Raw genomic sequence first — 13,038 nt, 5'->3', positions numbered from 1 at the left:
CACCGATCCCTGCGCCCTCCTGCCCGTACTGCGGATATAGCGCCGCCGCGCGCACCGGTCCGTCCGCCGGACCGGCTGTCGCGCCCCGGCCGCACCACCTCCGTATCCGCATCCGTACGTCAGGAGCACACCCATGTCCGCAACCGCTTCACCGGGCCGCCGCCTCGCGGCCGTCGGCGCGATCCTCGCCCTCATCGTCGGCCTCGTCGCCCTCGGCGTCGCCGTCGGCACGGCCGTCGAGGACAGCGGCAGCAGCAAGGCCGCCGAGCCCGGACCCGCCGCGTCCGTCGAGACCGAGGACCCCGGTGGCCGCCAGGAGATGTACGACGACCTCGCGAAGCAGACCTCGCGCCGGGAGAAGGGCGACGCGCTGGCCGTCGGCCGCGCCGACGCGCCGGTCGTACTCGTCGAGTACGCCGACTACCAGTGCGGCTTCTGCGGCCGCTTCACCCGCGAGACCCAGCCCGAACTGATCGAGAAGTACGTGGACAAGGGCGTCCTGCGCATCGAATTCCGCAACTTCACCATCTACGGCGAGGACTCCGAGCGGGCGGCGCGCGCGTCCTGGGCCGCCGGGCAGCAGGGCAAGTTCTGGGAGCTGCACGACGCGCTGTACGCCAAGAGCCGCAAGGGCCCCGCGCTCGCCGAGGACAAGCTCGTCGAGCTGGCGCGCGACAGCGGCGTCGAGGACATCGACCGCTTCCGGCGTGACATGAAGAGCAACGAGGCGAAGAAGGCGCTGGACCGGGACCAGCAGGAGGGCTATCAGCTCGGCGTGCAGTCCACGCCCTCCTTCCTGGTCAACGGCGCGCCGATCGCCGGCGCCCAGCCCACCGCCACCTTCACCCAGGCCATCGACGAGGCCGCCGGCCGGGCGGACAAGGACGGGGGCGGCAAGTGACCGACATCGGCTACCTCGCCGCCTTCCTGGGCGGCGTCCTCGCCCTGGTCAGCCCGTGCAGCGCGCTGCTGCTGCCGGCCTTCTTCGCGTACTCGCTCGGCACGCCCGGCCGGCTGCTGGCCCGTACCGGCGTGTTCTACCTGGGCCTGGCGGTCACGCTGGTGCCGCTCGGCGCCGCCAGCACCGCCGCCAGCCGGCTCTTCAACGGCCACCGCGACGTGCTCATCGCCGTCGGCGGCTGGGTGGTGATCGCGATGGGCGTGCTGCAGATCCTGGGGCTGGGCTTCGCGTCCCGCCGCGCACAGTCCGCCGCCGCCCGGATCACCCCGCGCTCGGCCGTCTCGACCTTCCTCCTGGGCTGCGTCTACGGCCTCGCGGGCTTCTGCGCCGGGCCGATCCTGGGCGCCGTGCTGACGGTCACGGCGGTCAGCGGCTCGCCCGTGTACGGCGCGTCGATGCTCGCGGTGTACGCGCTGGGGATGGCGCTGCCGCTGTTCGTTCTGGCGCTGCTCTGGGACCGTTTCCAGCTCGGGCGGCGCGGCTGGCTGCGCGGCCGGGAATTCACCGTCGGGCCACTGCGCCTGCACACCACGTCGCTGATCTCCGGGCTGTTCTTCATCGGCATCGGAATTCTTTTCCTGGCGTTCAACGGCACGAGTGCGCTGCCCGGAATTCTGGATACCGAATCGGAATTCCGGCTTGAGGAATGGGTGTCCGGAATCGGCGCCGCCGTGCCGGATTCCGTACTGATCGCGGCGGCCGCGCTCGTGGCCGCCGCGGTGCTCGGCCGGATCGCGCTGCGTCCGGAAAAGAAGACGAAGGACTGATCCCACCCATGGGGGACGGGTAGGGCCATTCGGCTCATATCCGGGGCGGTGGCCGGTGACCTTCCGTGGCGTACGCGGGATGGCGCCGGCCGCCCACTACGTTGCCGAGCCATGGACGCCCTCCTCTTCGCCGGTCTCTTCGCCACGCTGCTGTGCATCGTGGGCCAGCGGAGCCGGGTGGTGGTGGTCGCGGTGTGGTCGGCGATGTTCGCCGCCGTCGTGTGGCTGATGGCGCATCACGTCCCGGAAATTCTCGCGCTCGGTCTCGCGCAGTGAACCGCGCCGCGCCCCGCCGGCCCTTTCCCGCCGGCGGACCGGAAACGACTGGACCGGAGTTTTCTTTGTCATGAGTGCACTGCTGACCGGGCGCATGACGACGCCGATGAGTACGCCGGCGATTCCCGCACTCGACCCCGGGCCGCCGGGAATCATCGCCCGCGCGCAGTACTGGTTCGCCTGCCTTTTCGTGACCGGCTGGACCGCCGTCCTGTGTGCCGGGCTGTATCTGCAGTTCGTCCACGGGGCAGCGCCGTGCCCGCTCTGCGTCGTGCAGCGGATGTTCATGGTGCTGGCCCTGCTGGGCGCCGCGCACATCGTCCGGCAGGGGCTGCGCGGCGCGGTGCCGCGCCGGGACTACCTCATGGGGTGGGGGCTCGCGCTCGTCGGCTGCACGGCCGGTTCGCTGGCGGCGGGGTGGCAGGCGCTGCCGTACTTGCTGGCCGGCGGCCGGGCGCACGGCGGCGGGGGCGAGGGCGGCGCGGCGTACGGCAGCGGTGCGTACGGCGCCGGTGCGTACGGCGACGTGGTCCAGGGGCTGCCGGCCGGCGTCTGGGCATGGCTGTTCTTCCAGGCGTCCGTGCTCGCGATCGGCGCCGTGCTGGTCACCTCGCACCTCACCACGGCGCGCCGGATCCCTACACAGGGCCTGCACCGCGCGGCGGGGCAGGCCGCGCTGTTCCTCGCCGGAATGGCCATCGCGGTGAGCGCCGTGGCCGTCTTCCTCCAGGCGGGACTGCACGCCTTCCTGCCCGTCGCCCCCAGCCGCTACCAGCTCCTGTACGACCTGGGGCTGAATGATTGAGGCCATCGGCGAATGAGGCATCAGCCATCAGTCGAGCAACCCCTGTGGCGAGCAACCAGGTCCGCGAAAGCGGCGGCGGTTCAGCCGCAAAGGCTGCGCAGTGGCGGGTGCGGGTGGGCGTCGGCCCGGCGCCGGCGGTCGTTGCACAGCAGGCACTTGCCGTATCCCGGTGGCAGCGGGTCCTCCGGGTCGCCGTACAGCGGGTCGACCGCGCCGTGCGGGTGCGCGGCGCAGCCGGTCGGGCTGCCGCCCGGTCCGGTGTCGGCGCCGAGCGATCCGGCGGCGGTCAGGGCGCGCCGCAGGACGCCGACCAGCTGGTCGGCGTCCTGTCGGCTGGGGGCCTTTTCCAGGCCCGAGGCGAGGTCGGCGGCGAGTGTGAGCGCGGTCTGGAGTTCGCGCAGGTCTGCGTGACTCATGCTGTGGAGCGTAGGCGCACCCACTGACAGTTGATCTTCCGATCGCACTTGGTGGCATCCCATGGGCCGATGCATGCCCGTCGGTGGCCACGATTCACCGTCGCGTGGCGGAAGACCCCCTAGCGGGGGCATGACATTTCCGTGCCGGGCGCCCGCTGTCCGGGGCGCCGCTGAAGTCCGGCCCGCGCCGTCTCAGGGCGCGATCGGCAGTTCGCGCTTGTGGGCCGTGAGGCGGTAGCGGCGCACGATCGTCTCGAACGTCTGCTCGCTGACCGGCTTGCCCTCCAGGAAGTCGTCGATGTCGTCGTACGTGACGCCGAGCGCGTCCTCGTCCGCCTTGCCCGGGTCCAGCGTCTCCAGGTCGGCGGTCGGGGTCTTCCAGACCAGCTCGGCGGGGGCGCCGAGGGCCTCGGCCACCGCGCGCACCCGGCGCTTGGTCAGGCCGGTCAGCGGCACCAGGTCGGCGGCGCCGTCACCGAACTTGGTGAAGAAGCCGGACACCGCCTCGGCGGCGTGGTCCGTGCCCACGACCAGGCCCTCCTGCGCGCCGGCCACGGCGTACTGCGCGATCATGCGCTGCCGGGCCTTGATGTTGCCCTGCACGAAGTCCTGGTGGTGGGCGTCGCGGAAGACCGCCCCGCCCGCCAGGACGGCCGCCAGTGCCGCGTCGCTGGCCGGCTTCACGTCCACGGTGAGCAGCTGGTCGGCCTTGATGAAGGAGAGCGCGAGTTGCGCGTCGTGCTCGTCGGCCTGGACGCCGTAGGGCAGCCGCATGGCGTAGAACGTCGCGTCGTGCCCCGCCTCCCGCGCCCGCTCCACCGCGAGCTGGCAGAGCCGGCCCGCGGTGGTGGAGTCCACGCCGCCGCTGATGCCGAGCACCAGGGAGCGCAGCCCCGTGCCGGTCAGCCGCTCGGTGAGGAAGGCCACCCGGCGCTCGATCTCCTCGTGCGCGTCGAAGGACGCGGACACCTGGAGATCCCGGGCGATCTCCTGCTGCAGGCTCATGGACGCCGGGTCGGTCACGGTGGCTCCTCGTGGTCTCGCTGTGCCACCGGGGCCCGCGGTGAGGCGGGCGGCACCGGCACACAGACGCGTACGTACGAGGAAACTCTATTCTTCGTTGGCCCACGTCTTGAGAGCGGCCTTGCTGGAGAACTGACCGACGTTCTTGTCGATGGGGTTGTCGGTGTACTGGTGGAAGCGCCACTTGGCCTTGATCCGCGGGCGGCCCGCGGAGACGTAGTCCGCTATCCACAGGCCGTCCCCGGCGTAGGACGTGGTGTCGTGGTTGAGCCAGAAGTCGCGGTTGCAGTACAGGAGCACCTGATGGCGGTGCGGGCGCAGCGCCTTCACCTCGCGGATGAACTGGTCCTTCTGTGCGTTGCTCGCGTACGTCCCGGCGCTGGTGCGCTCCCAGTCGACGATCAGGATGTCGCCCAGTCTCGACGCGCACTTGTCGACGAAGTACCGAGCCTGCGCCGCGATGTTCCCCGGCCAGAGGAAATGGTAGAAGCCGACCACGCAGCCGGCCTCACGGGCCCGCGCCGCCTGGGAGTTCTGGTGCGGATTGATATAGGAGCGGCCCTCGGTCGCCTTGATGAAGACGAAGTCCAGGCCCTTGGTGGAGTACGTGGGCTGGTACGAGCTGACATCGACGCCGTGCAGCATTGCAATCCTCCCGCAACCGTGCGATTACCAAGCGTCACTGCGGTCCATCCTGGAGATGCCCGCTGACGCCAGGTCTCAAAGGTGGAGTTGCCCTCCGACCGTGCTTCGTCGCTCCCCTCGACGTCCCCCGTGCACGACGGCTGTGCACGCTGCGTGACAAGCGCCGTCGATAACCAAACGCCGTCCGGCGTACGGAAGTTCCCCGTGAGTCATACGGATACGGGGTATGCCCCCGGGGCGCAAGGGAAAAACAACAACGGGCCCGAACCCGGGGAGGGTGCGGACCCGTTGAGGGGTAGAGAGGTCAGGCCGGGGGGCGGGGCGCGTAGCGCGCCACCAGCAGGCCCAGCGTTGCCAGTGCGATCAGCATCACGAGAATCACGAACGGGCGCCTGCCCCGAACTCCCCAGCGCATTCCGTGACCTGAGTCACACATGTGACTGGTGGGGTGTGCGCCGGTCACCGGCCGGACCGCTCAGCACTCGATGATGTTCACCGCCAGCCCGCCGCGGGCCGTCTCCTTGTACTTCACGCTCATGTCGGCGCCGGTGTCCTTCATGGTCTTGATGACCTTGTCGAGGGAGACGTGGTGCCGTCCGTCGCCGCGCAGCGCCATGCGGGCCGCGGTGACCGCCTTCGCCGAGGCCATGCCGTTCCGCTCGATGCACGGGATCTGCACCAGGCCGCCGACCGGGTCGCAGGTCAGGCCGAGGTTGTGCTCCATGCCGATCTCCGCGGCGTTCTCCACCTGCTCCGGGGAGCCGCCCAGCACCTCCGCCAGGCCGCCGGCCGCCATCGAGCAGGCCGAGCCGACCTCGCCCTGGCAGCCGACCTCGGCGCCGGAGATGGAGGCGTTCTCCTTGAAGAGCATGCCGATGGCGCCCGCGGCGAGGAGGAAGCGGACCACGCCGTCCTCGTCGGCGCCGGGCACGAAGTTCATGTAGTAGTGCAGTACGGCGGGGATGATGCCGGCCGCGCCGTTGGTGGGCGCGGTCACGACCCGGCCGCCGGCCGCGTTCTCCTCGTTGACGGCCATCGCGTAGAGCGTGACCCACTCCATGGCGTGGGCCAGGGGGTCGCCCTCGGAGCGCAGCGCGCGGGCCGCGTTCGCCGCCCGGCGGCGCACCTTCAGGCCGCCCGGCAGGATGCCCTCGCGGGACAGGCCGCGGTTCACGCAGCCCTGCATGACCTGCCAGATCTCCAGCAGCCCGGCGCGGATCTCCTCCTCGGTGCGCCACGCCTTCTCGTTCTCCAGCATCAGCGCGGAGATCGACAGGCCGGTGTCCTGGGCGAGCCGCAGCAGCTCGTCGCCGGTGCGGAAGGGGTACTTCAGCACGGTGTCGTCGAGCACGATGCGGTCGGCGCCGACCGCGTCCTCGTCCACCACGAAGCCGCCGCCGACCGAGTAGTACGTCTTCTCCAGCAGCGGGGCGCCGTGCTCGTCGTACGCGAAGAGGGTCATGCCGTTGGCGTGGTACGGCAGCGAGCGGCGGCGGTGCAGGATCAGCTCGGTGGACTCGTCGAAGTCGATCTCGTGCACATCGCCTATTTCGGCGTCCAGCAGCCGCAGTCGCTTGGTGGTGCGGATGCGCTCCACCATCTCGTCGGCCTTCTCGACGTCGACGGTGCGCGGCGAGTGGCCCTCCAGCCCCAGCAGTACGGCCTTGGGGGTGCCGTGGCCGTGCCCGGTGGCGCCGAGCGAGCCGAACAGCTCGGCCCGTACGGACGTGGTCTGCGCGAGGAGGCCGTCCTTCTTGAGGCGGCCCACGAACATCCGTGCCGCGCGCATCGGGCCGACCGTATGGGAGGAGGACGGGCCGATGCCGATGGAGAAAAGGTCGAAGACGGAGATGGCCACGGTGGCGGACTCCTTTGTCTGCTCAGGGTGGGCGAGTGGGCGGGAGGCGTGCCGTGGCACGCTCCGCGGGAGCAGGCCGTGAACGGCGTAGGTGGGACGTTTCTTCGCCGACTGTCGAGCCTAACGCGACAGAAGGGGCCTACCGGGCGGTCACCGGACATCCTGTGGCGAGGCGCACATGGCGCACACGTCACAGTGCGTATGAGGGCGCACACGCCACGGGCCCGGGGACAGGATGCCCCGGGCCCGTGAAGCCCGTACGACCGCCAGGTGTCTTACTTGCCCAGCTCGGGGTAGAGCGGGTGCTTGTCGGCGAGCGCGGTGACGCGGGCCTTGAGGGCGGCCGCGTCGTACTCCGGCATCAGCGCCAGCGCGATGATGTCGGCGACCTCGCGGAAGTCCTCGGTGGTGAAGCCGCGGGTGGCCAGCGCCGGGGTGCCGATCCGCAGGCCCGAGGTGACCATCGGGGGCCGCGGGTCGTTCGGGACGGCGTTGCGGTTGACCGTGATGCCGACCTCGTGGAGGCGGTCCTCGGCCTGCTGGCCGTCCAGCTCGGACTCGCGCAGGTCGACCAGGACGAGGTGCACGTCCGTGCCGCCGGACAGCACGTTGACGCCGGCCGCACGCGCGTCCGGGGAGGTCAGACGCTCGGCGAGGAGCCGGGCGCCCTCGACGGTGCGCTGCTGGCGCTCCTTGAAGTCCTCCGAGGCGGCGACCTTGAAGGAGACCGCCTTGGCCGCGATCACGTGCTCCAGGGGGCCGCCCTGGAAGCCCGGGAAGACCGAGGAGTTCAGCTTCTTGGCGAAGTCCTTCTTGGCGAGGATGATGCCGCCGCGCGGACCGCCGAGCGTCTTGTGCGTGGTGGAGGTCACGATGTCGGCGTGCTCGACCGGGTTCGGGTGCAGACCCGCGGCGACCAGGCCCGCGAAGTGCGCCATGTCGACCCACAGATAGGCACCGACCTCGTCGGCGATGCGCCGGAAGGCGGCGAAGTCCAGCTGGCGCGGGTAGGCCGACCAGCCGGCGATGATCACCTTGGGGCGGTGCTCCTTGGCGAGCTGCTCGACCTCGGCCATGTCGACCAGGCCGTTGCCGTCGACGTGGTAGGGAACCACGTTGAACTGCTTGCCGGAGAAGTTCAGGCGCATGCCGTGGGTGAGGTGCCCGCCGTGCGCGAGGTCCAGGCCGAGGATGGTGTCGCCCGGCTTGGCCATGGCGAACAGGGCTGCCTGGTTCGCGGAGGCGCCCGAGTGCGGCTGCACGTTGGCGTACTCGGCGCCGAACAGCTCCTTGACCCGGTCGATCGCGATCTGCTCGGTGACGTCGACGTGCTCGCAGCCGCCGTAGTAGCGGCGGCCGGGGTAGCCCTCGGCGTACTTGTTGGTGAGGACCGAGCCCTGCGCCTCCATGACGGCGACCGGAGCGAAGTTCTCCGACGCGATCATCTCGAGGGTGGACTGCTGACGGTGGAGTTCGGCGTCGACAGCGGCGGCGACGTCGGGGTCGAGCTCATGGAGGGAGCTGTTCAGAAGCGACATGAGTCTTCCTGGGTGGGAGCCTCCGAGGGGCTTGTGACCCCTCGGCACGGCGGGCGGGCGTAGGTCAGCCGGCGGTGAAAGCGGTGTACTCGTCAGCGGAGAGCAGGTCCTCCGGCTCGCCGCTCAGCTTCACCTTGAACAGCCAGCCGCCCTCGAAGGGGGCGGAATTCACCAGCGACGGGTCGGCCACGACGTCCTCGTTGATCTCGGTGACCTCACCGTCGACCGGGGAGTAGAGATCGCTGACGGACTTGGTCGACTCCAGCTCGCCGCAGGACTCACCCGCGGTGACGGTGTCGCCGACCTCGGGGAGCTGGGCGTAGACGACATCGCCGAGCGCGTTGGCCGCGTGCTCGGTGATGCCGACCGTCGAGACGCCGTCCTCGGCGGCCGACAGCCACTCGTGCTCCTTGCTGTACCGGAGCTGCTGGGGGTTGCTCATGGTTCGATTCTCCTGGATGCGCGGGAATGATCGTGCAGAGGGTCTTGACAGGTGAGACGCGAACGCGTCACTTCTACCGTCCGCAGGGACGGGCCGTGGCGGGTTGCGCCACGCCGGGCGGCTACTTCTCGCGCTTGTAGAAGGGCAGCGCGACGACCTCGTAGGGCTCGTGCTTGCCGCGGATGTCCACGGCGACGCCCTTCGTGCCCGGCTCGGCGTGCGCCGCGTCCACGTACGCCATCGCGACCGGCTTGCCGAGGGTGGGGGAGGGGGCGCCGGAGGTGACGGTGCCGATGGCGGTGCCCTCCGCGTCCACGACCGGGTAGCCCGCGCGCGGCACGCGGCGGCCCTCGGCGATCAGCCCGACCAGCTTGCGCGGCGGGTTCTGCGCGGCGCGCTCGGCGGCCGCGGCCAGCGCCTCGCGGCCCACGAAGCGGCCCTCGTTCCCGGGCTTCTCGAACTTCACGACCCGGCCCAGGCCCGCGTCGAACGGCGTCAGGGAGGTGGACAGCTCGTTCCCGTACAGCGGCATGCCCGCCTCCAGGCGCAGCGTGTCGCGGCAGGACAGGCCGCAGGGGACCAGGCCCGCGCCCTTGCCCGCCTCGGTCAGCGCCTCCCAGAGCGCGACCGCGTCGGCGGGCCGGACGAACAGCTCGAAGCCGTCCTCGCCGGTGTAGCCGGTCCGCGCGATCAGCGCCTCGACGCCCGCGACGGTGCCGGGCAGGCCCGCGTAGTACTTCAGGCCGTCCAGGTCGGCGTCGGTCAGGCTCTTCAGGATGCCGGCGGACTCGGGACCCTGGACGGCGAGCAGCGCGTACGCGTCGCGGTCGTCCCGCACGGCGGCGTCGAAGCCGGCCTGTCGCTGGATGAGCGCGTCCAGCACGGTCTGCGCGTTGGAGGCGTTGGCGACGACCATGTACTCCCGGTCGGCCAGCCGGTAGACGATCAGGTCGTCCAGGATGCCGCCGTCCTCCTGGCAGATCATCGTGTACCGGGCGCGGCCCGGCTTCACCGAGCCGATGTTGCCGACCAGCGCGTAGTCGAGGAGGTCGGCCGCCTGCGGGCCGGTGACGGTGATCTCGCCCATGTGGGAGAGGTCGAAGAGGCCGGCGCGGGTGCGGACGGCGACGTGCTCGTCGCGCTCGCTGCCGTAACGCAGCGGCATGTCCCAGCCGGCGAAGTCGGTCATGGTCGCGCCGAGCGCGCGATGCGTGGCATCGAGCGCGGTACGACGGGGTTCACTCATGGCAGCGGGCTCCCGGGGTGGACGACAGGGACGTATCGGACGTCTCCCCATCTGTCATCGGAACCTGAGAGGTTCACCGAAAGCCCCCATCGGGGCTTCGGCTTGCACCTTGGGTGGGGCCGCACCCGGGCGGCCCGCTTTTCAGATCTGCCTCGTCCGCGCAGTACAGGGGCCTGAGAGATTCAAGGGAGTACTTGCTCCTTCGGCGCCCCGCCGTGGCCTGGCGGGAACTCTCCCGCGCGGATTCAAGCGGCCGGTATGCAGTTGAGCGCCGGTGTGCGGTCACGGTGCACGGTGGCGCGCACATCATTGCACGGGAGCGCCGGATAGAGGAGTCCCGGCCCGCACACCCGGGGCATCCGGCCCGTACACCCGGAGTACCCGTCCCGCACACCCGCCGTACGTCGCACGACCTGTCCCGCGCTTGATGCTCATTACCTTTTCTTGACACTCTGCGGGTATGGGGGAGACCCAGTGAACCAACGGGGAGGGCGATCACGGTGCAGAGGCAAGCCGTATGCGCGACGACGGCGGGGGTCGCGCCCGGCGCGGTGCCGCGCCGTGCCCGCGTGCCCAAGGCGGTGGCGCGTCCCGGCCGCGGCGCGCCCCTGATGGACCTGCGCGGCATGGAGGGCGAGGCGGCCGTCCGGGAACTGGGCTTTCCCGCGGGCGGTCTGGTGATCGTCTCGGGGCTGCCCGGCAGCGGCAAGAGCACGCTCATGCAGCGCGTGGTGCCCGCGCTGGACAGGGCCGGTGCGCCCGTGCACCGCATCGACTCCCAGGACGTACGGGAGCGCTGGGAGGCGGGCCGGCTCGGCAGGCTGCCGTACGGCCTGGTCCGCCCGCTGGTCCGGGCCGCGCACTACCACGGCCTGCGGCAGGCGCTGCGCTCCGGCGGCAGCGTGGTCGTGCACGACTGCGGCACGCTCGCCTGGGTGCGCCGCTGGATCGCGCGCACCGCCCGGCGGGAGGGCCGTGAGCTGCATCTCGTCCTGCTCGACGTGCCGCCGGAGGTGGCGCTCTCCGGGCAGCGGGCGAGGGGCCGCGGGGTGTCCGGTTACGCCTTCGGGCGGCACCGGCGCGCGGTCCGGCGGCTGCTGGCAAGGGCCCGGACGGCGCGGCTGCCGAAGGGGTTCACGGCGTCGGTGCTGCTGGACCGGCGGTCGGCGGACGCACTGGAGCGGACGACGTTCGGCTGACGTCGACCGCCCCGTCTTGAGCTCCGGGACGGGGGGCGAATCGCTCGCCGCGGACCGCTAGGGTTTTCGACCAAGCAGCGCGGTACGAAGCGGGTGGTGACCATGGACATTCCGGAGCAGAGCATCCCTGGGCAGGGCATTTCCGAACAGGGCATTCCGCAGTTGGCCTGGCCGGCCAACGAGCTGGAAGAGGTGCTCGCGGCGTCGGTGGGCCACCCCAACGCCGGCGCCCGGATCGTCGAGGTGCTCGGCCGCAGCCGGATCTGGGTGCCGCTGCCCAAGGGCGGCGGCCCCGACAGCGCCGGCTTCGGCCGGCCGGGGCTGGACCTGCCCACGGTGGAGCTGCCCGACGGCATGGCGTACGTCCCCGTCTTCAGCTCCGAGCAGGAGTTCCTGCGGGTCGTCGGGGCGCACATGCCGTGCACGGTCGCGCCGGCCCGCGAGTTCGCCCGCGGCCTGCCGCCCAAGATCGGCATCGCCGTGAACCCGGACGGCACCGTCGGCGTACCGCTGCCGCCGCCCGCCGTGGCCGAGCTGTGCCGCGGTGACATGCCGCGCGAGGGCCTGCCCTCCGGCGGCCGGGTGCGGCTGTACGAGCCGGACTGGCAGGACGAGCCGGTGGACTTCCTCGCCGCGGCGGGGCTGGAGTTCTCCGGCGTTCCGTACGTCACGACCGCCCGCCGCTGCCTCGCGAACATCGAGGGCGACGCGCCCACGCTCTTCGTCGGCGTGCAGGTCGCCGACCCGGCGGCCGCGTTCCAGGACCAGGCGCAGCGGGACGGCGCGCTCGCCGCCCTGGGCCGGGCCCTCGGCGCCGTACCGGTGCCCTGGCCCGTCCAGCTGGTCATGCTGGACATCGCACAGGACCCCGTCGTGGACTGGATGCGCGAGCGGGTCCGGCCGTTCTACGCACAGGACCTGGGGTAACGCGAAACCGGGCCGCGTGTCACGGGGCGCGGACGCGAACCGGACCGTACCGTGACGGATCGCGCGCGCCCGGCCCGGGCCCGGCACCGGACCCGCCCTTAAGCTGGTGCAATGACCGGGCGGGCGCCCCACGTGCCTGCCGAGAGAAGGGACGGGGACACGTGAGCGCGGGTGCGCATCAGGGAGCGGCGGCCGGCCAGGTCGAGCAGGTGCTGCAGCAGGTCTCGCCCGGCCGGTACGACGCCTATGAGGCGCTGCTGCAGGCGCTGGCCGGGGGCCAGGTGTGGATGCTGCTGTGGCAGGGCAGCGCCGGGGCCGCCGATGCGCAGTACGGCAACATGGAGGTCGACGGGCTCGGCTACGCGCCGTGCGTGACCTCCCCGGCGGAGCTTGCGGCCAGCGGCTGGACCCGCGCCCACGAAGTGGTCTCCGGGCCCGAGATCGCCGCCGCGCTCTACCCCGACCGCTGGGGCCTGTGGCTGAACCCGCACGCGCCGGGCGGCGGCGTCGGCATCCCCTGGCTGGACCTGCGCCGGATCGCCGGCGGCCTGGACCGGCTGCCCGCCGGACCCCTGCGGATCACCGAACCGGCCGTGGAGATCCCGCAGTTCTACGCCCTCCTGGGGCAGAACGCGCACCGCACCCCCGCCGTCCGCTCGCTCCGCCGCGCCTGGGTGCAGCCCGCGCTCGGCGTCCCGTACCTGGCGATCGGCCTGGAGCTGTACGACACGAGCCCGGCCGCTGTGGAGTCGGTACGGCTGATGATGCAGCAGTCCATCGGCGCGGTTCCGGAGGGACTGCCTGTCTCGACGGTGGCGATGGAGGACGAATACGACCCGGTGGGCATGTGGATGCGCGCCTATGCCCGCCCCTTCTTCGACCGCGGGGCGCAGGACCCCGCCGCCGCCCCGGCCGCCTCCTACGGCTATGGCTAC

At 71.6% G+C, this 13,038-nt stretch carries 14 protein-coding genes and 1 riboswitch; of the genes, 7 read left to right on the top strand and 7 right to left on the bottom strand.

The features are described from left to right. The first annotated feature begins 133 nt into the window (after positions 1-133). The 4 genes from CCS38_RS27975 to CCS38_RS27960 all read left to right on the top strand — a co-directional run bounded on the left by CCS38_RS27975 (position 134) and on the right by CCS38_RS27960 (position 2,809). Positions 134-901 carry a DsbA family protein gene (locus CCS38_RS27975; protein WP_223736108.1) on the top strand — a complete coding sequence of 256 codons (768 nt, stop codon included), beginning with the start codon at positions 134-136 and terminating at the stop codon, positions 899-901. Next, positions 898-1,728, top strand: a complete 831-nt coding sequence (locus tag CCS38_RS27970; RefSeq protein WP_223736107.1) for a cytochrome c biogenesis CcdA family protein — start codon at positions 898-900, stop codon at positions 1,726-1,728. The genes CCS38_RS27975 and CCS38_RS27970 overlap by 4 nt, the downstream gene beginning before the upstream one ends. 111 nt (positions 1,729-1,839) lie before the next feature. Next, on the top strand, positions 1,840-2,004 hold the full coding sequence (locus CCS38_RS27965; protein WP_223736106.1) for a DUF5993 family protein: 165 nt from the start codon (positions 1,840-1,842) through the stop codon (positions 2,002-2,004). A gap of 70 nt (positions 2,005-2,074) precedes the next feature. Continuing rightward, positions 2,075-2,809, top strand: a complete 735-nt coding sequence (locus tag CCS38_RS27960) for a disulfide bond formation protein B (protein WP_223736105.1) — start codon at positions 2,075-2,077, stop codon at positions 2,807-2,809. Positions 2,810-2,889: 80 nt separating this feature from the next. On the opposite strand, the gene CCS38_RS27955 is transcribed toward CCS38_RS27960, so the two are convergent. From CCS38_RS27955 to gcvT, 7 genes are all read right to left on the bottom strand, one after another. Further along, positions 2,890-3,225, bottom strand: a complete 336-nt coding sequence (locus tag CCS38_RS27955; protein WP_223736104.1) for a hypothetical protein — start codon at positions 3,223-3,225, stop codon at positions 2,890-2,892. A 192-nt stretch (positions 3,226-3,417) separates the two neighbouring features. Next, on the bottom strand, positions 3,418-4,248 hold the full coding sequence (gene nadE / locus CCS38_RS27950; RefSeq protein ID WP_308050884.1) for an NAD(+) synthase: 831 nt from the start codon (positions 4,246-4,248) through the stop codon (positions 3,418-3,420). Positions 4,249-4,335: 87 nt separating this feature from the next. Continuing rightward, complete coding sequence (locus CCS38_RS27945; RefSeq protein WP_223736103.1) at positions 4,336-4,893, bottom strand: GH25 family lysozyme; 558 nt, start codon at positions 4,891-4,893, stop codon at positions 4,336-4,338. Positions 4,894-5,368: 475 nt separating this feature from the next. Further along, positions 5,369-6,751, bottom strand: coding sequence for an L-serine ammonia-lyase (locus tag CCS38_RS27940; RefSeq protein WP_223736102.1), 1,383 nt, complete (start codon positions 6,749-6,751; stop codon positions 5,369-5,371). 275 nt (positions 6,752-7,026) lie between these two features. Next, positions 7,027-8,289 (bottom strand): serine hydroxymethyltransferase, encoded by a 1,263-nt coding sequence (glyA, locus tag CCS38_RS27935; protein WP_223736101.1) that lies wholly within the window; start codon positions 8,287-8,289, stop codon positions 7,027-7,029. A 64-nt stretch (positions 8,290-8,353) separates the two neighbouring features. After that, positions 8,354-8,731 carry a glycine cleavage system protein GcvH gene (gene gcvH, locus CCS38_RS27930; RefSeq protein WP_103832961.1) on the bottom strand — a complete coding sequence of 126 codons (378 nt, stop codon included), beginning with the start codon at positions 8,729-8,731 and terminating at the stop codon, positions 8,354-8,356. 121 nt (positions 8,732-8,852) lie between these two features. Beyond that, the gene (gene gcvT / locus CCS38_RS27925) at positions 8,853-9,977 is read right to left on the bottom strand and encodes a glycine cleavage system aminomethyltransferase GcvT (RefSeq protein WP_223736100.1); all 1,125 of its coding nucleotides are present in this window, start codon (positions 9,975-9,977) and stop codon (positions 8,853-8,855) included. A gap of 151 nt (positions 9,978-10,128) precedes the next feature. Beyond that, positions 10,129-10,225, bottom strand: a riboswitch (glycine riboswitch). Positions 10,226-10,477: 252 nt separating this feature from the next. On the opposite strand from gcvT, the gene CCS38_RS27920 reads away from it, so the two are divergent. From CCS38_RS27920 to CCS38_RS27910, 3 genes are all read left to right on the top strand, one after another. After that, positions 10,478-11,176: an AAA family ATPase gene (locus CCS38_RS27920; protein WP_372457160.1), complete on the top strand. Its 699-nt coding sequence runs from the start codon at positions 10,478-10,480 to the stop codon at positions 11,174-11,176. A 102-nt stretch (positions 11,177-11,278) separates the two neighbouring features. Next, on the top strand, positions 11,279-12,103 hold the full coding sequence (locus tag CCS38_RS27915) for an enhanced serine sensitivity protein SseB (protein ID WP_223736109.1): 825 nt from the start codon (positions 11,279-11,281) through the stop codon (positions 12,101-12,103). 161 nt (positions 12,104-12,264) lie between these two features. Then, on the top strand, positions 12,265-13,038 hold a 774-nt coding region (locus CCS38_RS27910), incomplete at its 3' end, for an enhanced serine sensitivity protein SseB C-terminal domain-containing protein (RefSeq protein WP_223736099.1).

The organism is Streptomyces purpurogeneiscleroticus, from assembly GCF_020024005.1.
GTDB classification, from domain to species: domain Bacteria; phylum Actinomycetota; class Actinomycetes; order Streptomycetales; family Streptomycetaceae; genus Streptomyces; species Streptomyces purpurogeneiscleroticus.
This window is presented reverse-complemented; position numbering and strand designations above follow the sequence as displayed.

What these genes read in the sequence shown, in the direction of transcription:
- CCS38_RS27945 (WP_223736103.1), bottom strand. Translation starts at nt 4,893, where the DNA reads ATGCTGCACGGCGTCGATGTCAGCTCGTACCAGCCCACGTACTCCACC.
- CCS38_RS27955 (WP_223736104.1), bottom strand. Translation starts at nt 3,225, where the DNA reads ATGAGTCACGCAGACCTGCGCGAACTCCAGACCGCGCTCACACTCGCC.
- CCS38_RS27960 (WP_223736105.1), top strand. Translation starts at nt 2,075, where the DNA reads ATGAGTGCACTGCTGACCGGGCGCATGACGACGCCGATGAGTACGCCG.
- gcvH (WP_103832961.1), bottom strand. Translation starts at nt 8,731, where the DNA reads ATGAGCAACCCCCAGCAGCTCCGGTACAGCAAGGAGCACGAGTGGCTG.
- gcvT (WP_223736100.1), bottom strand. Translation starts at nt 9,977, where the DNA reads ATGAGTGAACCCCGTCGTACCGCGCTCGATGCCACGCATCGCGCGCTC.
- CCS38_RS27915 (WP_223736109.1), top strand. Translation starts at nt 11,279, where the DNA reads ATGGACATTCCGGAGCAGAGCATCCCTGGGCAGGGCATTTCCGAACAG.
- glyA (WP_223736101.1), bottom strand. Translation starts at nt 8,289, where the DNA reads ATGTCGCTTCTGAACAGCTCCCTCCATGAGCTCGACCCCGACGTCGCC.
- CCS38_RS27965 (WP_223736106.1), top strand. Translation starts at nt 1,840, where the DNA reads ATGGACGCCCTCCTCTTCGCCGGTCTCTTCGCCACGCTGCTGTGCATC.
- CCS38_RS27975 (WP_223736108.1), top strand. Translation starts at nt 134, where the DNA reads ATGTCCGCAACCGCTTCACCGGGCCGCCGCCTCGCGGCCGTCGGCGCG.